At 39.6% G+C, this 23,819-nt stretch carries 20 protein-coding genes; 4 read left to right on the forward strand and 16 right to left on the reverse strand.

All coding sequences use genetic code 11. The features are described 5' to 3' along the window. Window positions 1-154: 154 nt before the first annotated feature. From argS to pheA, 7 genes are all read right to left on the reverse strand, one after another. Window positions 155-1,858 (reverse strand): arginine--tRNA ligase, encoded by a 1,704-nt coding sequence (gene argS / locus BWP33_RS10585; RefSeq protein WP_002641322.1) that lies wholly within the window; start codon window positions 1,856-1,858, stop codon window positions 155-157. Window positions 1,859-2,240: 382 nt separating this feature from the next. Next, complete coding sequence (locus BWP33_RS10590; RefSeq protein WP_002641321.1) at window positions 2,241-3,005, reverse strand: acyltransferase family protein; 765 nt, start codon at window positions 3,003-3,005, stop codon at window positions 2,241-2,243. A gap of 151 nt (window positions 3,006-3,156) precedes the next feature. After that, the gene (locus tag BWP33_RS10595; RefSeq protein ID WP_002641320.1) at window positions 3,157-3,711 is read right to left on the reverse strand and encodes a pseudouridine synthase; all 555 of its coding nucleotides are present in this window, start codon (window positions 3,709-3,711) and stop codon (window positions 3,157-3,159) included. Window positions 3,712-3,728: 17 nt separating this feature from the next. After that, a complete protein-coding gene (locus BWP33_RS10600; RefSeq protein ID WP_002641319.1) occupies window positions 3,729-4,601 on the reverse strand; it encodes a ParB/RepB/Spo0J family partition protein in 873 nt (290 codons plus the stop codon). Between the two features lie 85 nt (window positions 4,602-4,686). Further along, the gene (yccS, locus tag BWP33_RS10605; RefSeq protein WP_002641318.1) at window positions 4,687-6,954 is read right to left on the reverse strand and encodes a YccS family putative transporter; all 2,268 of its coding nucleotides are present in this window, start codon (window positions 6,952-6,954) and stop codon (window positions 4,687-4,689) included. A 94-nt stretch (window positions 6,955-7,048) separates the two neighbouring features. Beyond that, a complete protein-coding gene (locus BWP33_RS10610) occupies window positions 7,049-7,651 on the reverse strand; it encodes a tetratricopeptide repeat protein (RefSeq protein WP_002641317.1) in 603 nt (200 codons plus the stop codon). Window positions 7,652-7,855: 204 nt separating this feature from the next. Continuing rightward, window positions 7,856-8,935 (reverse strand): prephenate dehydratase, encoded by a 1,080-nt coding sequence (gene pheA, locus BWP33_RS10615; protein ID WP_002641316.1) that lies wholly within the window; start codon window positions 8,933-8,935, stop codon window positions 7,856-7,858. A gap of 167 nt (window positions 8,936-9,102) precedes the next feature. Between pheA and BWP33_RS10620 the strand changes: the two genes are divergently transcribed. Continuing rightward, window positions 9,103-10,257, forward strand: a complete 1,155-nt coding sequence (locus BWP33_RS10620; protein ID WP_002641315.1) for a trans-sulfuration enzyme family protein — start codon at window positions 9,103-9,105, stop codon at window positions 10,255-10,257. A gap of 104 nt (window positions 10,258-10,361) precedes the next feature. Here the strand turns inward: BWP33_RS10620 and BWP33_RS10625 are convergent, their stop codons facing one another. Then, window positions 10,362-10,661, reverse strand: coding sequence for an IS1 family transposase (locus BWP33_RS10625; RefSeq protein WP_224451243.1), 300 nt, complete (start codon window positions 10,659-10,661; stop codon window positions 10,362-10,364). Next, the gene (locus BWP33_RS13330) at window positions 10,580-10,762 is read right to left on the reverse strand and encodes an IS1/IS1595 family N-terminal zinc-binding domain-containing protein (protein ID WP_155999516.1); all 183 of its coding nucleotides are present in this window, start codon (window positions 10,760-10,762) and stop codon (window positions 10,580-10,582) included. The genes BWP33_RS10625 and BWP33_RS13330 overlap by 82 nt, the downstream gene beginning before the upstream one ends. A gap of 100 nt (window positions 10,763-10,862) precedes the next feature. On the opposite strand from BWP33_RS13330, the gene BWP33_RS10630 reads away from it, so the two are divergent. From BWP33_RS10630 to BWP33_RS13185, 3 genes are all read left to right on the forward strand, one after another. Next, window positions 10,863-11,798 (forward strand): hypothetical protein, encoded by a 936-nt coding sequence (locus BWP33_RS10630; RefSeq protein ID WP_104930398.1) that lies wholly within the window; start codon window positions 10,863-10,865, stop codon window positions 11,796-11,798. Window positions 11,799-12,161: 363 nt separating this feature from the next. Next, the gene (locus BWP33_RS10635; RefSeq protein WP_104930399.1) at window positions 12,162-13,103 is read left to right on the forward strand and encodes a hypothetical protein; all 942 of its coding nucleotides are present in this window, start codon (window positions 12,162-12,164) and stop codon (window positions 13,101-13,103) included. A gap of 50 nt (window positions 13,104-13,153) precedes the next feature. After that, window positions 13,154-17,311 carry a calcium-binding protein gene (locus tag BWP33_RS13185; RefSeq protein WP_158666833.1) on the forward strand — a complete coding sequence of 1,386 codons (4,158 nt, stop codon included), beginning with the start codon at window positions 13,154-13,156 and terminating at the stop codon, window positions 17,309-17,311. Window positions 17,312-17,573: 262 nt separating this feature from the next. Here the strand turns inward: BWP33_RS13185 and BWP33_RS10645 are convergent, their stop codons facing one another. From BWP33_RS10645 to BWP33_RS10670, 7 genes are all read right to left on the reverse strand, one after another. Beyond that, window positions 17,574-18,416, reverse strand: a complete 843-nt coding sequence (locus tag BWP33_RS10645; RefSeq protein WP_002643106.1) for a DNA adenine methylase — start codon at window positions 18,414-18,416, stop codon at window positions 17,574-17,576. Between the two features lie 287 nt (window positions 18,417-18,703). Then, the gene (locus BWP33_RS12555) at window positions 18,704-18,862 is read right to left on the reverse strand and encodes a hypothetical protein (protein WP_155999677.1); all 159 of its coding nucleotides are present in this window, start codon (window positions 18,860-18,862) and stop codon (window positions 18,704-18,706) included. Further along, window positions 18,859-19,092 (reverse strand): hypothetical protein, encoded by a 234-nt coding sequence (locus tag BWP33_RS10650; protein WP_002641652.1) that lies wholly within the window; start codon window positions 19,090-19,092, stop codon window positions 18,859-18,861. The genes BWP33_RS12555 and BWP33_RS10650 overlap by 4 nt, the downstream gene beginning before the upstream one ends. Window positions 19,093-19,120: 28 nt before the next feature. Beyond that, window positions 19,121-20,920, reverse strand: coding sequence for a hypothetical protein (locus BWP33_RS10655; protein WP_002643108.1), 1,800 nt, complete (start codon window positions 20,918-20,920; stop codon window positions 19,121-19,123). 3 nt (window positions 20,921-20,923) lie between these two features. Further along, window positions 20,924-21,217 carry a hypothetical protein gene (locus BWP33_RS10660; RefSeq protein ID WP_002641654.1) on the reverse strand — a complete coding sequence of 98 codons (294 nt, stop codon included), beginning with the start codon at window positions 21,215-21,217 and terminating at the stop codon, window positions 20,924-20,926. Further along, the gene (locus BWP33_RS10665) at window positions 21,218-22,108 is read right to left on the reverse strand and encodes a hypothetical protein (protein WP_002641655.1); all 891 of its coding nucleotides are present in this window, start codon (window positions 22,106-22,108) and stop codon (window positions 21,218-21,220) included. 12 nt (window positions 22,109-22,120) lie between these two features. Then, the gene (locus BWP33_RS10670; protein WP_002641656.1) at window positions 22,121-23,815 is read right to left on the reverse strand and encodes a hypothetical protein; all 1,695 of its coding nucleotides are present in this window, start codon (window positions 23,813-23,815) and stop codon (window positions 22,121-22,123) included. Window positions 23,816-23,819 lie beyond the last annotated feature (4 nt).

A 23,819-nucleotide genomic window follows, 5' to 3' on the forward strand; every position in this document is an offset into this window, starting at 1 on the left:
TTAGAACCTATATTCATGGCCAACGTGAAATGATTTTTGTCCTAGTTGGTATGAATGTAAGGCAAATTTTATGCTAATAGCGTTCCTATTAGCGTGAAATTCAACGCTGCAGGCGTGCTAAATGAGGCAGCTTGGCGGTGTAAATACGGTTTTCTTACATCACGTCTAAAACATCAATCCCAAGCAAATCTAAACCCATTTTTAACGTTTCGCCTGTTAATTGTGCCAATTTCAAACGCGAATCGCGTACATCGCCCTCTGCTTTCAAAATCGGGCAGGCTTCGTAAAAACGGCTAAACAACGTCGCCAATTGATATAAATAATTCGCCAAATAGTGTGGAAACGAAGTTTCTGCAACGCTTTGTAACACGTCTTCAAATTTTAATAACTCTACCGCAAGTTGCTGTTCTAAAGGCTGTTCCAATTTTAAGGCTGCCTGAACATTCCAATCGCCCACTTTTTTGAATACGCTTTGTACGCGTGTGTAAGCGTATTGCAAATATGGCGCAGTATTGCCTTCAAATGACAGCATATTGTCCCAATCAAACACATAATCACTGGTGCGATTTTTGCTTAAATCCGCGTATTTCACCGCGCCAATGCCCACCGTTTCGCCAATTTTTACCGCGTCCAAATCACTTAATTTGGGATTTTTATCTCTCACCAATTTCGTGGCACGTTCCACAGCTTCATCAAGCAAATCAACTAGTTTTACCGTATCACCCGAACGGGTTTTAAATGGTTTGCCGTCTTTGCTCATCATCGTGCCAAAACCAATAAATTCAGCGGATACGTTTTCAGGCAGCCAACCAGCTTTACGCGATGCAGTGAACAATTGTTTAAAATGCAAATCTTGGCGCGTATCAACCACGTACAGCAAACGCGTACCGCCCAGTTTGCCCACGCGATAACGCATACAGGCAAAATCCGTAGTCGCGTATAAAAAGCCACCACCTTGTTTTTGCACAATAAATGCGGCAGGTTCGCCCTCTTTATTCTTGAATTCATCCAAAAACACCACTTTTGCGCCGTCTGAATCCACCGCCAAGCCTTTGGCTTCCAACTCATTGATAACATTATGCAAATCCGCGTTATATGAAGATTCTCCAGCCACATCAGCGCGTTGCAATTTCAAACCGAGTTTCGCATAGACTTCTTCCGCGTGCTGCAAGGAAATTTCCACAAATTGTCGCCACAATGCCAACACAGCTTCATCACCGCTTTGCAATTTCACAACGTATTCACGCGCCAAATCAGCAAACGCCGCATCTTCATCAAAACGAATTTTCGCATTACGGTAAAACTGCTCCAAGTCCGCCAGTTTAAATTCAGCATTATCCTTTTGTTGCTCAACCAGATATGCCACCAGCATACCAAATTGTGTCCCCCAATCGCCGACATGGTTTTGACGAATGACCTTGTGTCCCAAAAATTCCAACACACGCGAAATACTGTCGCCAATAATAGACGAGCGCAAATGCCCAACGTGCATTTCTTTGGCAAGATTAGGCGACGAATAGTCAATCACAATGGTATTAGGCGTAGCGGTTTTTTCAATATTCAGGCTGCCTGAAAGCTGTTGCGCCAAAAATTCAGGCGATAAACGCAAATTAACAAAGCCCAGACCCGCTACTTCTGCACCAGCAAATGCGCCTTTACCATTGAGTTCATCCGCAATTTTTTGTGCTAATTCGCGTGGATTCTGTCCAACTTTTTTTGCTGCACCCATCACGCCGTTAATCTGAAAATCGCCATGTTTCGCGTCTTTGGGAGATTGCAACACAATCGGGCTGCCTGAAATACCTGCGACAGCAAAGGCTTGTTCAATTTGATTGGATAAAGTTTGTTGTAATTTCATAATATTTTTAATTTAAGTTAAAACTAGATTTTAAGGCAATGCTCATTTTAATATAGTTTGAAAATTACTATATTATAATTGTTTAGAAAAATAAATTATACAAGGTTTTTCAATAAATTTATGGATAAAGAATGCAGATACAACACATAGTAAAATATAAAATAAACTATTTAAATAATTGAATTCCTGATGTGTCCATTGAAATATATTGATAAAAAATGGATGTATTAAATACATTGGATAGGAAATATTACCAAAAAATTGACCTATTCCATTATTAAACCAATGGAAAATAACACCTCTTCTATGTGCCAGAGAAATAATAAATACCATACAAATAAATGGAAATACAAATTCATTCACACGATTGTAACTAATTTTTCTATACAATAAGAAACATAGAACTAATACAATAAGTTGAAACACGGTTGCCCAGTTGTTCGTTGTTCGTTGTTCGTTGTTCGTTGTTCGTTGTTCGTTGTTCGTTGTTCGTTGTTCGTTGTTCAAAAATAGTATACGCTATAACTCCTAGTGAATAATCTAATAAACAACGAATTACACCATAAGTAATAAATGGATAAGCAAGCGCATAGTGAATCCTTAGAAAATCTGATGTATCATTTACTATCTTTAAAAAAGCAAATAGGCTGAATATTATCAAAACTGGTAATAATAATTGACTAGCATATTTCCTTATTACAAATACTAATGGAAATAATAAAACACCTACCCAAAACTCCGCAGAAATAGTGTATGAAATACCTAATGGTTCAAAATATATAAATCGCAAATTATTCATTGGCAACATCTCGCCAATAGATAAAATCCTGATGACATCTAATGAATTTGGCTTAACAAAATTCTCTGCAAAAAAATATTGCGGAATAAGTGTAATAATCACGCAAAATAAATAAACAGGTATCAACCGAAAATACCGACTTTTAATAAATTTATACGTATTAAAATTTTCTTTATTAAAAACAGAGGCAGAAATCACAAATCCACTTAACACTAAAAAGAAATCAACCGCCAATATAAATGACAATGGCATCTTACTTGTTTGCCCATTCCAATGAAAAAAATGACCCAATGCCACAGCGATTGACATAATTCCACGAAAAAAATCTAAACTAATGTTCCTTTTCATTATACAAATTCCTTTTCCAAATTACACAAAAACAAAAAATAGACTTCCAGCGAAACCCCAATTTTTCTAGGTTTTAGAATTTTGCTAAATCCTGTAATTCAGCGTATTTTAAAAAATTGGGATTATTGTTTCGCAGGAAGTCTATTATAATTCACGGCAAAGTTTTGCACTCTTGCCACTGTCCCAATTCCAGTCCCAAATCAAATAGGTTAACACGCCCAATGCCCACACGAATCAAGCGTAAACATGGATAACCTGCTTTTGCCGTCATGCGGCGAACTTGGCGGTTTTTGCCTTCGCGAATTTGGATTTGCAACCAAAAATCAGGAACGGTTTTGCGCTCTCGAATGGGCGGATGACGCGTCCAAATCTGCGCAATTTCATTGGTTTCAAGCAAACGAATTTGGGCAGGTTGTGCAACAAAATCACCCAAATCCAATGGTTGCTGCAAACGCGCCAATTTGTCCGCATCGGGCGAACCCTCCAATTGCGCCCAATAGGTTTTGACGATTTTATTGCGTGGGTCGGTAATTCGGGCTTGCTGTTTGCCGTCATCGGTCAAAAGCAATAAGCCTTCACTGTCGGTGTCCAGTCGCCCTGCTGGGTACACGTTGGGTACGTTCACAAAATCTTTGAGTGTGCGGTATTTTTCGTGTGGACTGAATTGGCAAATCACGCCATAAGGTTTATTCAATGCAATTAACATTTTTCAAGCTGCCTGAATTATTTATCAATGGTTACACCCAATTTTTTCATCAACATTTCAAACGTATCCGCATTATCAAAATTCAAAATGATTTTGCCTCTTTTGCGGTCGCGTGTTTTGATTTCGGCAGCTACGCCAATTTGTTGAATCAGGGCATCGGTTAAACGATTGACATCGGGATCAATGCGTTTAGTGGTTTCTGTTTTTTTGCCTGTCATCAAGCTTTGGCTACGGCGTTCCATTTCGCGCACCGACCAGCCATTTTTCACGGCTTTATGTGCCAAATCAAGTTGTTCTGCCACAGGCAAACTCAACAACGCACGCGCGTGTCCCATTTCCAAATGACGTTTAAACAACAAATCTTGTACAGGCTCGGGTAATTTCAACAATCGTAAACTATTTGAAATCGAACTGCGACTACGCCCAATCGCCTCAGCAACGGTTTCATGAGTCAATTCGAATTCGTCAATCAGCCGTTTGAGACCTTGTGCTTCTTCAATGGGATTGAGATTCTCGCGCTGCATATTTTCAATCAAGCCCATCGCCATGGTACTGCGATCGTCCACATTTTTGATGACCACAGGAATTTCAGTCAAACCAGCCAACTGCGCAGCACGCCAACGGCGTTCACCTGCGATTAATTCATACAATTGTCCACCTTGTTCGCGCACAATCACAGGCTGAATCACGCCTTGCGCCCTGATGGATTCCGCTAAATCGGTTAATGCGGCATCGTCCATTTGCACACGCGCTTGATATTTTCCAGGCGTGATGTCGGCAATCGGCAGCGTGGTTAAACGATCGCCTGATTCTTCATCATAGCTGGCTGGAGAAATCGAAATCAGCGCATCTAAACCACGTCCTAATCCGCCTTTTGATTTGATTGCCATAACTTTTCTTTCTTTAAATAATCAATTGGGTGTATTTTAACATTTTCAGGCTGCCTGAAAACGCGAACAAGACGTTTGCACGCGATTATTTTGTCAAGGTTTCGGCGTATAACTCGGGCGAGTTAATGCGTTGCAACGCATGATAGCAAGGTTGCAACAATTCGCTAATCATCATCAACTGTTGCCAAAGAACTTGATTTTGTGCGCTATTATCGTTTTCTCCAGCTAAAATATTGTGTTGCTCCAACACGACAGGACGAATATTTTCTAATTCATTGTGCAAGGCAAATAAGGCAGCCTGAAAATCTTCCTGCGAATAAATAACCATATTTTTCATTAATTCAACCAATTGATTACCAACGGTAAAAAACGGCATCAGAAAAATGGTTTCATCGTCATCACGGCGCATTTTGTTACGAAATGAACCCAGTGCAGAAATATAACTGATTAGCGAGTAATTGATTTTTAACAGTAAAAAGCCATCTTTCAGGCGCAAACCAAATTTCTGCACATCGCCCGACATATCTGACAACATACTGGATAATGCCGCTGCACTGTCTTGGGCATTGCGGCGAGCTTGGCGATACTCCAAACTATCTATTTGATTATATTGATGCAATTCATCTAACACTGCATTCAAATAACCTGCATTGCTTTGAATCGCGGCATTACCTGTTTTATCCAAAGCCACATATTTCCAGTCAGGCCACAAAAAATACACCGCTGCGCCCGAAATCACCGCGCCCACCATCGTATCCACCACACGTGGTACAAAAAATTGATTAACATCGTAACCTGCAATAGAAAAACTCAAAATAGCTTGAATGGTAATAAATAATGTGGAAAAACTGTGCTTATTGGTCCGAAACAAAAAGAATAATGATAACATCACCACAATCAACACCAATTTCACTTCTAAAGAAAGTTTCAATAAAATCAATGCAGAACCAACCAACACCCCCGCAATCGTCCCAAAAATACGCTGAATCAAACGTTTTTTAGTCGCAGAGTAGTTCGGCTGACATACATAAATTGCCGTCAACAAAATCCAGTAGCCCAAATGAATGCTCTCATCTCGTGTGGGTAACGGCAAAAAATCCGTGCGAATTTGCGGCACAATATAAACTAAAACACAACAAATACAAACACTTATTGCCATACGCACCGCGTGGCGAAAAACAGGTGATGCCAATGTAGTATGACGATGCAAACGTTGCCACGCACCTTTAAATCCGCCCATTTCTGGCGACCACAATCGCGCTTTCAAAATGCGGATTTTGGCATATTCATCGTCATCATGATTTGCACCTAAACAGCTAAATTGTCGGCTAACGTGCATGATGTTATCCAGTAAACGTTGTACACGATACGGCGCAATATCACTGGCTTGTTGTGGCGCATTGGCATAATATTGCAACGATGCTTCCGCTCCCAAAGTGGCGCGTTTGAGTTTGGCAGAATATTCGTAATCGTCATTATTTTTCAGGCTGCCTGAAAACTCACGACACGCCTGCGCTTGCAAACGCAACAATCTTTGAATGCGAAAAATCAAATCACTGTATTTCATTTGCTCAGCAAACGCATGATAATGCACATGACTAGAACTGATGCGCTCATGAATGTCTTGTGCGGCAAAATAGTAGCGCAACATTTTGGTGGTGCGCGGATGGCGGTGTTGTCCGCGCATTCGGTAAAACAGTGCGTTTTGGCAAGCTGTGAACGCCGTAACCACTTTGGAATCATTCATCACCAATTCCAATTGTTTCGCTTCTAAAAAATCCACTTCGTCTGGGTCAAAAAAATCGGCTTTATTATCCAAATAATTCGCCAAAACACTAAACGCCTGCGCCATGCTTTCTTGCACTGGGCGATGCGGAAACACAATATGCACAACCAAACTGGACAAACTGTGCAACAAAGCCCCCATCAACATCAAACCTGTGTTTACATACCATAACAAATGATTACTTTGCGACAATGCTGTGTAAACCGCCACCACCAAAGTCGCAAATGAAATGGTACGGTAACGATTCCCCGCTGCCCCAAACATCGTGAAAATAAACGCCAACGCGGTAAACGTGCTCACCAAAAACACTGGCTCATCAAACGTGATTTGTACCGCCACCGATGACAACGCAAACGTTATCATGGAAAACAAAATATTTTTCAGCCTGCCTGTGAATCCACTGTCCAAATCTGCCAAACCGCCTGCCAAAATCCCCAAAATCAATGGCGACAAATACATCCCCCACCAGCCATAAAAATAAATCGTGCCAGTAGCAATACCTGCACTAAGTAATACAGGTATGGTTGCGATGAGTTTTGGATTGATGGGTGGGGTTCTGATTTTCATGTGAATTTGAGATGACGGTGTGGGTTTTCAGGCTGCCTTTCATGCTTATCAAATTAATTATTAATTAAGGCAGTCTGAATATGATTTTGGTCAATTATTTTATAGTCTTAACTGTATCTAGATTGAGTTTTTTCAATGCGTCTTGTGCTTCGGTGTAACCTGTGGCGGCGGCAAGTTGGTAATAATTGGCGGCACGATTTTTATCCACTTTGCCACTCACGCCCTTTTCGTACCAACGCCCCAAAGCAAACAACGCAGGCGCAGCCGAATAATCTGCTCGTTGTGCAGATTGCACATAATATTGTTTAGCTAAAGTCAAATCTTGACTTGTACCAATGCCATTTTCATAGCAATATGCCAACCAATATTGCCCACCGACATCGCCGTATTGAGCAGCGCGTTGAAATTGCGAAAACGCCAATTTTTCATCTTTTTTCACGCCATAACCATGCAAATACAACAAGCCCAAATAACGCGGCGCAATTTTATTACCCGCAGAATCAGCCATTTGAAATTGTGTTAAAGCAGTGGCGTAATTTTTTTGCTGATAGGCGTTGATGGCTGTTTCTAAATTGGCGGTATTTTGATTGTTTTGGGTTGACAAATCGGGTTGTTTTTTGGAAATGGGGGTGCAGCCACAAGCAGACAACATCGCCATACACATCAAAACCATTAATTTCTTATTCAATAGAATCATTCAAATTTCCTCTAAATTTATTTATATTATTTATTTTCAGAATGTTGTAGATAACATTCAAATATTTTCAAGCGTTAGAAAAGCTCAACGCGAAAAAATGCGCCGAAGTGGGGTTTGGCAAAGATTTCAGGCTGCCTGAAAACGGCACATTCAGTCAAATTAAGCCATTTTAATATGATGAAATCATTATGCTTAATTTAACCATTACAACACCGCAACAGGATACGCCCCTAACACTTTGATAAACATTGCCCGTTCACGCAACACGTCTAAAGCTGCTTGAATACGCGGTTCTGCAAAATGTCCTTCAATATCAATGAAAAATAAATATTCCCACAAATTCGTCCGACTGGGACGGCTTTCAAATTTCGTCATGGAAATACCTGTTTGCATCAATGGTTCAATAATATGATGCAGCATTCCCGAACGATTGGGCGCACTGACAATCAAAGACGTTTTGTCATGTCCGCTGGGCGTGGTATCTTGATGCCCAAGTACCAAAAATCGGGTAGTATTATTGGGTTCGTCTTCAATATTAGCGGCGATTTTATTTAGCGCGTAAATTTCGGCGGCGGCTTGGCTGGCGATGGCCGCCACACGCGGATTTTGTGCGGCAAGTTTAGCAGCTTCCGCATTACTGGATACCGCCACGCGGCTCACATTATCAGGCAAATTTTTCGCCAACCAATGTTGACATTGCGCCAAAGCTTGTGCATGAGCGTACACTGCATCTAAGTCAGCAAAATCAACATATTGTGTCCGCAAAAAATGATGGTGCACACGCAATACCACTTCGCCACAAACACGTAGTGGCGTATTTACCAACAAATCCAAAGTCCGTCCCACTGAACCTTCTGTGGAATTTTCCACAGGCGCAACCACATAATCTGCCTGACGCGCTTCCACCAAACGCAAGCTGTCATCAACCGTCAAACACGGCACGGTGTGTGCGGCGTGTCCAAAATGTTTCATAGCCGCCAATTGCGTGAATGTACCTTCTGGCCCTAAATACGCAATAGTCAAAGGACGTTCAATGGCAAGACATTCGCTCATGATTTCACGAAACAACCGCGCCACAGCTTCATCGGTCAGTGGCCCAGTATTGAACGCTTTGATTCGGCGCAATACTTGCGCTTCACGCTCGGGACGATACACCACGCCCGTGCCTTTTAATTCGCCAATGGCGCGTGCGTGTTTTGCACGTTCATTCATTAAATCAATAAGTTGATTGTCAATATTATCAATCGCCGTGCGATGGGGAAGAAGTTTGCTGTCATCTGACATAGTATTTCCCAAATACAGAAAAATAGACGGTATTCTAACAAAATTTGTCTAATCTGCGTTTCAAATTTTCAGGCTGCCTGAAAATGAAAAATTGGCTAATCCTTTTCAGGCTGCCTGAAACGCGTTAATATATTTTCTCTCATCATTCATTATTTAAGTGAAAAATCATGCAATTTGATACCGAATTAATCCACGCCGCCTACGACCACAACGACCACAATCGCGCACTCATGCCACCTATTTATCAAAACAGTATGTTTGCGATGCACGAAATCGGCGAAAAAATCCCCTTTAAATATTCACGCTTAGCCAATCCAACACGCAAAATTTTAGAAGATACCATCGCCACTTTAGAAAAAGGCACACATGGTTTTGCATTTGCCAGTGGCGTGGCGGGGATTGATGTAATTTTCCGCACGTTTTTACAACCCAACGACACATTAGTGGCGGTAAGCGATATTTACGGTGGCAGCTACGATTTATTAACGCAAGTGTACGCATCATGGGGCGTGAATGTGATTTTTGCTGATTTGACGCAGCCTGAAAAATTAGATGAAATTTTCGCGCAACATCAAGTCAAAATGTTGTGGTTGGAAACACCGTCCAATCCGCTTTTACGTTTGGTGGACATTCAAACGCTGGCGAAAAAAGCCAAAGCACACGGCGCGTTGGTTGGCGTGGACAACACATTTGCCACACCTTATTTGCAAAATCCGTTGACAATGGGCTGCGATATTGTGTTTCATTCAGCAACCAAATATTTGGGTGGACATTCTGATGTATTGATTGGCGTAGCGGCGGTAAACGATGAAAAATTAGCCAACTCATTGAACAATATGTTAATTATGACAGGAGCAATTGCTGCACCAATGGATTGTTGGTTGGTATTACGCGGTATCAAAACGTTGGCAGTTCGTATGGAGCGCCATTGCCAAAATGCGCGTGAATTAGCCATACGTCTACAACAACACCCAGCCATTGAAAAAGTTTTTTACCCAGCTTTGCCCGAACATGAACACCATGAATTAGCCAAACGCCAAATGCGTGATTTTGGAGGTGTTGTGTCGGTTTATCTGAAAAATGACACACTGGAAGCTGCCAATATTGTTATCAAAAACATGAAATTAATTCATATGGCGTCCAGTTTAGGCGGTGTGGAAAGCTTGGTCAATCACAGCTACACGCAATCGCATAGCGGTATGTCGCCTGAAATCAAGGAGGGCTTAGGCATTCGCAAAGGTTTATTGCGATTTTCAGTAGGCATTGAAAATATTGAAAATATTTATCAAGATATTGCTAACGCATTGGCTTATTTAGATTAAATTATTTTCAGGCTGCCTTTCATTTTTTGGTAGTGTCCTAAAAAAAATACTATAAAAAATTCGGTAGTACCCTGAAAAAGGTGTTTAATCTAAATTCTATTTTTCTAACGTTGACGCCAATGACAAGCATTGATGTAGGCAAAGCCAATCCAATGGCGAATAGCACAATTATTGACTTCAATGGCTTGGGTATGCTGTTTACCTGCCCACCGTTCATTAGTATCTGCAAAAACAGTATCAAAGGATTGCCAATGATCACTCGCAATACAGTCATAGGTAATGTTTTGCTCTTTTAAACGTTGTTTTAATTCAAAAGCCATTTTCAAATCATGCTTACCCCAAACAAAGACAACCATTTGACCTGTTTTCTGGTGATAGGCATAAAAATGAAACGCCTTGTGCAATCTTTGCAAGCATAACGTTGTTTTTGATTGTCATCAAAGCCATTTTTCTTTATATTGTGTCCTTTGCAGCGAGGACAATAAACGGTAATTTGTGTATGCACAACTCAAATATACCTTGTTCTCGCTGCTTTTTGTTTGGAATTTTTTATAGCACCTTTTTCAGGACACCATCAAATTTTTCATTTAAGAAAGTAATTAAAATTGAAAAAAATAAATAAAAAATTTTTGATTTGTATTCTTTTTATTATAGCATTTGGATTTTATTATTTTCGTATTTTTCTCTCTCCCTTACAAATTTTAAGTATTAGTGAAATTGAGAAAAATAAGCAAGGTATTTGCTTGGCGGAAAATCGTAAATTAAGTGAAGATGAATTACTTAATCGTGGTATGCAGAGCTATTTTAAATATTTACAGACAGCAAAAATATCACTAGATGAAGCAAATGAAGTACAGATCCCAAAATGCCCAGAAAATTGTATAATTACTCAATTAGAAAATTATAATTTATTAGATTATTTGAGGTTAAATAAATTAAATTATAAAGAAAACCACAAAGGTAAAAGAATTATCCCACAGGGAGTAAAGATTAATTCATTTCCAATTAATCAATTTGGGAATTATATAAATTTTAGAAATAAACAAAATAATTTGTTTAGTTTATATGTTAGTCAAAATAGACGGGACGATTTTTATTCAAATGATTGTTGTAAAGTAAATACATTAGATTTTTATAAAAAAAATGGACTTTCATTAGAGAATGCCCCTAAATATTGGCGTAGTATCGGTAAAGGAAATTTTTATCTAACTATTAAATATTTAAGTATAAATGCAGATACTGGAAAATCAATTATATTGGATTATGAAACAATTTCTTTGGATAATTGCGGTAATATTAATAAAAAATATTTTAATGAAAAGAATAATAATGATGATTTAAAAAAAACTAACATTACAGATTTCAATTTTTTTTGGTATTTAGGAGAATGGAATTATATTCCGAAAGAGAAATTAGATAATCAATGTGTTCTAATGGATAGTAAATTACCACATTTTCTTAAAGGATATGAATTAGTTGCCTATAATGATCAACTATATTTTTGTAATTTGAAATTAGGAGACACATTAGATTGGAAATAATATATAAGAATACATTAAAATTACACTTTTCTTCTTTTTATTTTCAGGCAGCCTGAAATTATGTCTATTATTAGCGTTCTTAACAATAAGATGGTGCATTTTGATACAAACCTCAAATGCAGCGACAGTAAAATCAAACATCAAGAAAAACGCCAATTTGTGAAAAATGATAAATTGGGATTAAGATGTATAAATAAAAAATTATTCTTAAAGTAGTTGACGATAATTTAAAACTATGATAATTTTAGTAAAATTCGTTTTAATTTAAATGCAATGTTTGGAAGATTGTGATGTGTGGACAACGAGTTATCCCTCCCCACCTTACTGCCTACATTTATTTGAAATCTTTAAATTTAAGAAAGTGTGAAATTGAAAAAAATAAATAGAATTTTTTTAGTTTGTATCTTTTTTATTATAGTATCTACATTTTATTATTTTCGTATTTTTCTCTCTCCCTTACAAATTTTAAGTATTAGTGAAATTGAGAAAAATAAACAGGGTATTTGCTTGGCGGAAAATCGTAAATTAAGTGAAGATGAATTACTTAATCGTGGTATGCAGAGCCATTTTAAATATTTACAGACAGCAAAAATATCACTAGATGAAGCAGATGAAATACAGATCCCAAAATGTCCAGAAGATTGTATAATTACTCAATTAGGAAATTATAATTTATTAGATTATTTGAGGTTAAATAAATTAAATTATAAAGAAAACCACAAAGGTAAAAGAATTATCCCACAGGGAGTAAAAATTAATTCATTTCCAATTAATCAATTTGGGAATTATATAAATTTTAGAAATAAACAAAATAATTTGTTTAGTTTATATGCTAGTCAAAATAGGTGGGACGATTTTTATCCAAATGATTGTTGTAAAGTAAATACATTAGATTTTTATAAAAAAAATGGACTTTCATTAGAGAATGCCCCTAAATATTGGCGTAGTATCGGTAAAGGAAATTTTTATCTAACTATTAAATATTTAAGTATGAATGCAGGTACTGGAAAATCAATTACATTGAATTATGAAACAATTTCTTTGGATAATTGCGGTAATATTAATAAAAAATATTTTAATGAAAAGAATAATAATGATGATTTAAAAAAAACTAACATTACAGATTTCAATTTTTTTTGGTATTTAGGAGAATGGAATTATATTCCGAAAGAGAAATTAGATAATCAATGTGTTCTAATGGATAGTAAATTACCACATTTTCTTAAAGGGTATGAATTAGTTGCCTATAATAATCAACTATATTTTTGTAATTTGAAATTAGGAGACACATTAGATTGGAAATAAGGAAATTTATTTATTTCTTTTAATAACATGTAATTTTATGGAGTTTTAAAATGGCTAATTTAAAGTTAGATTTGTCGCAAGATTATGCAACACAAATGCTATCTTTTTATTTGTATGGTGAGGAAGGTAGAGGTAAAGTTATTAGACCTAGCCAAATTGCAGATAGCAAATGGATCAGAACAAAAGATTTAACTGTTGATGTTGATTCAGTTGATTTTTTAGAAAAAACAGGATTAAAAAATTTTAATCCATACGAATTTTATGTCATTAAGCGTTTTTTTAAAAATCAACATGAGAATAATACTACACTATTAGTATCTGATTTTCAAAATTTTGAAACATTAAGAACAAAAGTTGATATTATAAACGATAACAATAAGCAACACAACGAAAAAGAATTATCTATTAATAAAAATAGTGATGGAACTTATTCATTAAATTATCAGGCATTTAGACATCTTTTTTATAATAAGAAGGCTCACCCATCTGAAGGAAAAAATAGAAACAATTTTGAAATCAGTGAAGAACCTACTGCAGACTATTATTTTTACCATGGAGAAGTATTAAATAAGGAAAATTTAAATAAAAATGCGTTTGTATTTGGTTCGAGTAAATTAACATTTGATACCGATAAAATTCAATTTGTCATTGATGAAAGTGGGAATCCTATCAGAATTGATAATTTTATCGTAAAACCTGCTACTTACAAATCCAGTAAAACTGAAAATTTTGATTATGAAGGTGGAACTGAAGTAGCTGAGGCAGTTAATCATTTACTCCGTCAAATTACTGATCCATCAGGTATTGGTAGAAAAGTTAAAATTAATTATATTAATGAAGATTCTTTGATTAATAATGCTAAAACTGTATTTAAAGATGAAGTTTTATTGAGTAAAAATTATTCTAAAAATATTTTTGAGAAAGCTGCTATATCAGTTTTCCGATTATCTGGTTTTTTGCAAGAATTTGAACGAATTAAGGATACGGGAGTAATTGATTATCTTGATGAAACAGGAAAAGTTGTAATTTTTGATGGTAATGCTAAAAATATTTTAACAGGTACAACGGCAACAAATTTGGATTTGAAAGATAGCATTTCTCCACTAAATGAAGAAATGCTATATAATGCACTTGGGCTAGATATAGCAATGAAAATGTTATTGCCAAGTTCATTAGTTTTTGCTATTTCTGCTCTTGTAAATTATGAGATGCACCAATTAAATCATTATCGTACTCATCTAGAAAAAGGAATTACTTATATTGGTGGAAATGGTGATGATACTATTACGGGTACAGATAAGAATGACCATTTATTCGGAAACAATAATTCTGATACTTTAAAAGGTAAAGAAGGCAATGATTATCTAGAAGGTGGCACAGGTTTTGATACTTATGTTATTCAAGATAAAGACACTATTTTTGATAGTGATATGAATGGTTCAGTTTGGTTTGGCACTAAAAACGCAGGGATTTTCTCGCGTAAAGATAGTAAGGTTGATATTTGGAACAGTACAAATGGCATGATTGCTACTCGTCAAGGCAATGATTTATTAGTTAAAAATGGTGAAGATGCTGTTACCATCAAAGATTATTTCAAATTATCTAAACATATTACCATGCAGGGGTCTCATTGGTCAGGTTTGGGGATTCATTTGATTGATGATACGCCACCAACTGATGCAAATACAGAGACTGCACCAACACATTTATGGGTTGGCGACTCACACCCAATTTTAGATGAAAACGGCAATTATAAAAACGAATGGAATAACCGCGACAGTAAAACAGGCAAAATTATCGGTGGTGTTAATGAAGCAGACTTTAATGACATTATTCAATCAGATAATAATGACAGTATTATCAAAGGATTGGGTGGTCATGATGCCCTAAGCGGTGGTCAAGGCAATGATGTAATTGAAGGTGGAGATGGCTCAGATATGCTGTTTGGCGGTGGTGGTCAAGATAAAATTCGTGGTGGAGATGGCAACGATTTTATTAGTTCTAGTTATCACTTAGTTGTTAATAATCGCATTAGTTCAAATGATAGATGGATAAGCAATTTAGGACAGCATGATGAAGTGCTTTCTGTAATGACTAATACATTATGGGGTGTCTATAAAACCGAATCTAATGAAATTATCTTTTCTGGCGGAAAAAAAGTTAATGATGTTGCTGGTGATGAAATCATGGGCGGTAATGGAGATGACACCATTTTTGGTAGTAATCATGACGATTATATTCATGGAGATGGCTACCATTTAAGCGAAGATGGCTTAAATATTGTCTATGAGACAGGCAAAGACCTTCTTATCGGCAAAGGGGGTAATGACCGTATTCATGGTGGTCTTGATGATGATGTGATTTGGGGAGATGCTGGTAATGCAGCTCCGCAAGATAATGGCATTGATGTGCTATTTGGTGATGATGGTAACGATAGAATTTACGGTAATGGTAATGATGACATTTTAGACGGTGGTGATGGTGATGATAAACTTTATGGAGATGAATTAGTAAAAGGATTAGATGCTAAGTATCATGGCAACGATACTCTATACGGTCGCGCAGGAAAAGACCAATTAGTAGGTCAAGGTGGCGATGATATTTTGTATGGTGGTATGGGAGACGATATCTTATGGGGAGATAGTAATCAATTTTCTAATGAAAATATCACGACTGAGCCTGAATTAATTGGTAATGATTTCTTGTATGGTGAAGAAGGTAATGACACGCTTATAGGTGGTTTAGGCGATGACTTTTTATCAGGTGGCACAGGCGCGGATATACTCATTGGCAATGAAGGCTCAGATATTCTATCTGGCGATGATGGCGATGATAAACTTTATGGTCAGTTAGGTAGTGATAGTTTATTTGGTGGAAAAGGTCATGATTTATTAGTAGGAGATGATGACAGTGCAACTGCTCATTTTGACGATACATTGAATGGTGGCGATGACAACGATGAATTAATTGGTAATGGTGGTAACGATACATTGTATGGTGATGATGGCGATGACACGTTATTTGGCGATGGTGCAAATGATGGTACGCGCAATAACCCTTTAATTTCAGGTAAAGATACTCTGTATGGTGGTAATGGTAACGACTATTTAGATGGTGGTAGAGACGATGATGCTCTGTATGGTGGTTCAGGTAAGGACACTTTAATCGGTGGTATGGGTAATGATTCCCTATATGGTAATGAAGAAGATGATGAATTATACGGAAATGAAGGTGATGACATCATTTTTGGTGGAACTGGTAATGATGTGATTCATGGTGATGCTGATGAAGCATTAATTACCGATTGGAATCAGTCTTTTAATGACACTCTACATGGTAATGCTGGTGATGACGTTATGGTTGGCGGCTCTGGTAATAATATCATGTACGGCGATGATGGAAATGACCGTTTATGGGGCGGCATGAGCGAATTAAATGGAGATAACACATTTGTTACACCGCATATTATTGGTAATAATACGCTTTATGGTGGTAACGGTGATGACTATTTGTTTGGCAATGTCGGCAAAGATATGTTGTATGGCGATGATGGTAGTGATAATTTGTATGGTATGGACGGCGATGACCAATTATTTGGTGGCGCAGGAGTAGATTACTTGCATGGTGGTAAAGGAAATGATTATTTAAATGGTGGACTAGATTCAGATTATTACTACTACCATCACGGTGATGGCATTACTACGATTGAGGATTTACAAGGTCAATCCATCATTTCGCTAGATTCCTTGAGCCATTTGTCTATCAATCCAACAGCAAAAGGATTGGTTATCTACAATGGTATTGCTGGCGATGAATTGCATCTGATTGGTTATACTTTCAATTCAGATGACCCTAATGCACAAAATGTGTTCTTTACTTCTGACGGCAAGGATTTCGTTTCATTGGCTAATGCGCTGCATATTCAAGAGCAGCTAAATAATGGAAATAGTCATGGAAATAGTAATCAAGCACCACAGGTTACTGAAAACTTATCTACTTGGTTGATTCGAGAAAATCAGAAAGCTACTTTTGCATTGCCTGAATCGTTGTTCCATGATGATTATGACCGCCACTTAAATTATTCGGTACGCACCGCAGATGGTTCTCAATTACCTGCTTGGTTAACATTTCATACCGAAAATAATGAACTAATAGCACAACCTGATTTTGATGCAGCTGGTTATAAAAACGCGCTCATTTTGTCATAATTTTGCATTTTTTTTGTCATGACAAAACGAATGCAAAAATTAAATGCAAGGCAGCTTTTGCATCAGCGGCATTTTAACATCTGCACACAGCTCCAAACTGGGTGTTTATTTTATGGTATCACTTAATCAACATCGCCCCACAAGGACAACACCATGAACACATTTAACAGCGCACTTATCAATCACGGCTACGATGCATAATATCTACCATCTACCAAACCGTTTCAAAGCACATAATTATGATTTGAAACGGTTTTTATTTTCAGGCAGCCTGAAATTTGTAAATCATATTATCTTCGTAATGCGCTGTTTTGTTCATTGTAATGTGAACGCTAATTTTTTGATAATCCTGTAAATTTTGCCAACCTTCTGCCTTTTCATTCACAATCAAATCCAAATAATCAAGCAGTTCACTCCGCGTTGATGAGAAGAACACAAACGGCGGTCGTACCAATCTCATCAAGCGTAAAAATTCAACCATGCCAAAATAGCCAGCTTTGCGATACGCGCCTTGCGCGGTGCTAACATAGGGTGGGTCAAGCACGAGTAAAGCCTTTGAATTATCTTGGAATTCAGGCAATAACTCATGATACGATTTACTCACCACTTCCACGCTGTCTAAATAGCCGTCCGCGCTGGGATAATCACTCAATCGCACATTATTAAAATAAGTATGATTGTATATTAAATCATTTAAATCAGTTGTTTGCCGACTGCTAAACAAAATCCAACTCGCCACGCAATCCAAATCAATATAGCCGCCAAATGTTTGTAAGGTAGCCTGAATGGTCTTTTTCAGCGTTTCAGGCAGCTTTTGCTTGAGCGGATAATCTCTGGTTAAATCAAAAATGATTTTGCGTAATTGATTGGTATCATTGATATTTTTCAGTCTTTCGGTATAACCATCAAAATCATTGTAAATCACACGAGCTTTTGGTAAAACTTGTTTTGCGGTGTGAGCCAATAATCCCGAGCCACCAAAGGCATCAACAATTGTCCAGCCATCGCCATCATTCGGAATATGCTGTTTTAATAACGTTTTAAAGTGATTTAAAAATCGGCGTTTTTGTCCTGTAAAGGGTAAGGGGGCTTGTGTGTAATTCATGCGTACTCCAAAGAAAACGGTGCGTGTGCTTGTTTAAAACACACGCACCGTTGGTTCGGTACGCAAAGGTACGCTGGTTAGGCACGCTCGGTGCGCGAAAAAACTTACTTAGATTCAAACGTATTGCGCGTTTTACAACGGCGACATTGAATAATAATACGGTAATTTGTACCCATGACTTCACCAATTTTTCTTTTACAATGAATATTTTGACATTTTAATGATTTCAGCATTTTGCGCTATCCTATATACAAATGATACAATCGCGCCGCCTAGCTAGGTGACGGCTATACGGATGCAGGCACTCTCTGCTGATGTGGGTGGAATAAACGGTCTTCTACACCGTCCACTCGCCGTCCACTCGCCGTCTTTCTTTCAACGCTGCCATTGTAACTTGGCAGCGTTTGATTTTTGTGATGTAGCATTTCAATACAAAATAACATCACACCCCAATATCCTGTACCGCCAAATCAGGCGCAACGCTTAAAATTGCGCCACCGCCTACATCATAATAGACGGTTTGACCTGCGCTGTAGCCATTGCCATACAACAAAACTTCATTGCCAGCCTGTGTAGTACGCGCCAAATAACTGCCATTGCCATTTTTAGCAATGATTTGGGCGACTGCACGGTTGGGTTGATTAAATAATTGATTAAATTGCTGATAAATATTCATTTCTTTCCTTTCAGGCTGCCTGAATTAATCAAATATCCATGTATCTGTCCACGCCCAACGTTTGATAAATCACAGGCACCTCGCCATTCATTGCCACGCTGATTTGCACCGATTTGACCACACCTCGCCACGATTCAGCAGGTTCATTGAATTGCCAAATTTCGCCCAATTCGGCACGGTTTAAGCCGTATTTGGGAATCCATGGCAGCTTGACGGTTTCGCTTTTATGTATGCCTGTGTTGCTTAATGTTGCCACGCCAGCCGCTTCGCAAACGTTGTAATCCGTGTAAAGCGCATGGCTTAAATCGGTGGCACGTGGTGTGTTGCCATGTTCGCGGCGGTAAACGTTGGCGGCTTTACCTTGATTGTGGTTGGCTGCCACGCCGACTGCATGGCAACGCAAATTCTGTTGCAGGCTGCCTGAAATGCTGACAATCGCACTGTTTGGCACTTGCACATCGGGTGCAGCGTCTGCCAACGCCCACGCTGCCACGCGCCATGTTGGGCGAATATCCAGTTGTGGCAAATAGGGATGGCTTGCCACGAATCCGCCAGCTGTTTGCGCGATGTCTTGCAGCACCGCAATAGGCGTTTTGTCGGTTAAACTATAGACATTTGCAGGGACAAGCCAATCCACAATCTGCCAATTTTCAATTTTAAAATTTAAAAATTTCAATTGTGAATCAGCGATTTGTCTGGCGTATGATTCTGAATTGACCAAACCAGCAGACGAATGGGCAAAATCCGCGCCCAATAAAGCCGTTTGGCTACGTCCTGTGATGGTGTAGCTTTTTTTACCAAATGCGCGGTTATCGCTAAACTCTTCTGCCATAAAATCAAAACGTTCTGAATTAATTAATACCGTAATCACGTCTTTTTCAGGCTGCCTGAATTTCACTTTAACGAATGATTCGGGCGACACCGTTAAATCGGCTTGCCAACAGTAACCAGCCGTGTCGGCTTTGATATTCAGCGACAGCAATTCCAATGATGTACCGTCCGCTAATTGTGCTTTAATTTCATTACAAATCATATAATTATCCAAATTTGGAATCATAACTTTCGGCTTGCCACACGCGAACGAAATCGGGACTTGTGCCGCGTCGGGTTTGGCGGCTTGGGTGCTGAAATCCAGAGGTAAAGCATCGGGTGGAGGCGGTTTGCCACACGCGCAATCACAATCATCACGGTTAGGCGTGTTGTCAATGGGAATTGGATACCATTCACACGGTGGTTGAACGCTGCGACTCACGGCGGTTTTCAGGCAGCCTGAAAGATGATAACCGCTTGATTGCGCGATAAATCCATTGACAAAATATTGTGTGAATGCGGTTGGCGTGGCGGTGCAATTTGTGAGATGGGGGGCGTTGGCTTGGCGCGTGGTGGTGTGATTGGCGTAGAACTGGTTGGCAGCGATACGCGTTTTCAGGCAGCCTGAAAGTTTAGGCGCGAACGCCACATGATTTTGCCAACACGAATGCAGGCGCGCGGTGCTGCCCGACACGCCCACAAACATCAACCACAACCATGCCAACGTCCCGATTTCCACGTTCAGGCAGCCTGAAACAGGCGCAACCGCCACAAATTGCGCCCAATAATTTTGCGCCAACGCTTGATTTTGTCCCGAAACCGCCAAACACGCGCCTTGAGTGCTTTGAGCTGACCATGCACTTGTCCAATTTGCGCCAATGGTCGGTTTGATGGGGGCGACTGGTTTGGTGGGTTTTGGGGGCGCGACGTTGTCATTCAATGTGAATTTGAATGGCAACGTGTCGGGCTGCTGTTCAACGCGCCGCCCCAATTCAAAAGGCAATTGTGCGCTATTCATTAATTAATTCACTTTAGGTTTCATGCCAGCCCAGCCATCAATTTTGTTGTATTGCCGTAGGTTGTCGTAGCCCATCAGAATGTAAGTGCGTGTTTCATCAAGATTATCCACACGATAAGTGCCATCTTCATGTGAATACACATCGCGCACACACATCATGGTTTGTTCGTCAAATACAAAAATTCGGCGGCGAGCAGGCGTACCAGCAACGGTAACAATACCGCTTCCTTCGCCAGAAAAATAGCCACGTCCTGTGTAACGGCTTTGGCGATGGCGAATATTTAATTTAATTTTCATTTAGTTGTACTCAAAATAACTCAAATTTAACAAGTGATTATTTCCGCCACCGTCCGAAATATCCAACAGCAAATAATCCGCGTCATCGCCATCTAATTTTAATATTGACCATGTCGGCATAGCAGTACGTAAGTTATTCATAGATGACAACAAATTAGGTAAAACAGCACGATAAGTTTGCTTTTCCATGACAAAAACTTCATGGGCAATGAATCCACCATGAATCGGGTCGGGGTAAGGTGCTAGGTTGCTATTGCTATAATAATTGCCACCTAAGTCAGCCATTAATGCGCCACTACCTTGCCACGCTTGTGCCAACATGGGGTTTTTCAAGCTGCCTGTATCCCAATTCGTTGCTCTGCTGTAGTTGCTATGAACAAACACGCAAGCCGTGTTATCGGCAGGAGCAAGCGGTCGCGCATCACCAAAAAACAAAACCAAACTGGTGCTGTTTGTATCCAAAATAGCCAACCAAAATGCACGCTCGCACGCCACCAACAGCCATTTTCCTGTACTACCACCACTACCCGTACCAGCGTAAGCAAAATGGTTTTGCCCAATATCGGTGTAGCCAAAATAGCTCGTACCAGTATTCAAATTACTCATGCGCTGATACGCGCCCAGTACGGCATAATTGTCATTTTCATTATTGATTTGTAAACAAAATTTCGTGGATTCAGGCGATTGACTACGAAAGACAGCACTCACATCATTCTCAAACGGCATCGCCCAACCAGCAGGCTCTTTGCGGCTATCGTCTGCGCCATAACCTGTTACCAAACAAGCTTTTAACAAGGTTTTCAGGCTGCCTGCAACCGCATCTAATTTCGGCGCGTCCTTATCCGTGCTGCGATAGACTTTGGCAGGAATTTTGGTTGTTTGACTAAACATAACTTTTCCTTTTTATTCAATAATATTCGTGTTTCCGCGTAAGCAAGCGGTGAATTTATCCGCGTGGCTGGTTTTGTCGGCACTCGGCTGAACCGCCCGAATAAACCAAATTCCCATAGACGTGGTGGACGTGTTAAAGCGCACGCAATTTCTCGTTTCCCAACCGCCTCCAAACGCCAAATGTGGCAGCGTAAAAAATGGCTTATTCGTGGCAGGATTCAAAGGCGAAAGGTCGCTTAATGTGTCGCTGGCGGCAATTAAGCCTAAGCGTTCTTCGTATAATTTGAATTGCGTCGGCGACACAAATTCAATCAACCAACGCCCATTAATCGCGCCGTCCGATGTTAATTTAATTGGATAATCTTTGACGTTTAATTTGGCTAAAATCTCATCGCCGATGCGCGTGTTTTGCCACACTTTTGTCCACGCTTGCTGACTGAATGGCTCGGTCGCGCGGACAAGTAAATCGCCTTTTTCGCCGCCAATAATCGCGCTGGAAAGATACGTTTTTTCAATAGGATAATTACGTTTTAAACCGTATTGCAGTTTCAGGCTGCCTGAAATATTCACGCCCATCAAACGGTTTTCTTCTTCATAAATCAAACACGCCGACAACGGCATCGCGTAACCCGACAAATCCAACGGCATCGCCCACACAAGGCTACCTGAAACAATATCGTATTGCGTGGCGAGAACGTGTTTGCTATTGGCATCCACCACACACACGCGGTCAGCATCGCTGCGATTAAGCGGAATGGTCGCGCCTGCGGTGTGTGCGCTGCCCAAGTCTTGCAGCATTTTATTTGTCAAGACAACCACATCGCCCACACGAAAAATAGGAACACGTCCATCTTGTGGCAACCGAACTGCGTTGATGCCAATGTCCGTGTCAATCGGGATAGATGTCAGCGAAACGGCGTTGTAGCGCAATGATTCGGGCGGTACGATGGCATTAGCCGATACATTGAATAAACCTGTGTCATAATCAATGCTGCCTGAAAGTGTGCCTGTGATGCTGCCATCTGCTTGCGAATCGCCGCGCAATGTGGTTTCGCCAGTTTCTGCGTAAGCAATGAAACTTTCAGGGTTTACAGGAGCGATGGCGGTGCGTCCGTGAATTTGTTGAACACCATATTCGCCTTGATGGTAAACACCTGATAATACTTTGATATTCGGGCTGGCATTAGGCGCAAGATTATTAATGTTGACAATGCCAGTCGCGGCATTCAAGCTGCCTACGACTGTCCCAGTGCCTTGATTGTAGTTCCAGTTTTGATACAACACGCCGTCGCGTTCTATTGTGAATTTGCCTTGAATTTCAAACGTCCACGAATTAAGCAAGGCAATGCGTGGAATCGCAACACCTTGTAATACATCAAAAGTTTGACTTGCGCTGCGAACGGTGTCGCCAACCGTGCGCGTTTCTTCGCTGCTGACAAATTCCACCATCGCGTGTTTGGGCGCGACCACAACCGTTCGCTGAATCGTGGTGCTGCCTGCAACCGCCACATATCGGGGCGATGTGTCGGTTAGCGAAAATTCGCTGTAAGTTGCTGTGTGAATTGGTTGTTTGAATGGTTCGGTTGGAATCACAATATCGCCTGTAACATAATCAATGCTTGCGCCGTTAATGAGTCGTCCGTTCGTCATCAAACCGCCGTTGCCATTGTCGTAAATTTCGGCATGATTGCTGCTAAAATTTTCCATGTAT

Source organism: Simonsiella muelleri ATCC 29453 (genome assembly GCF_002951835.1).
GTDB lineage: Bacteria > Pseudomonadota > Gammaproteobacteria > Burkholderiales > Neisseriaceae > Simonsiella > Simonsiella muelleri.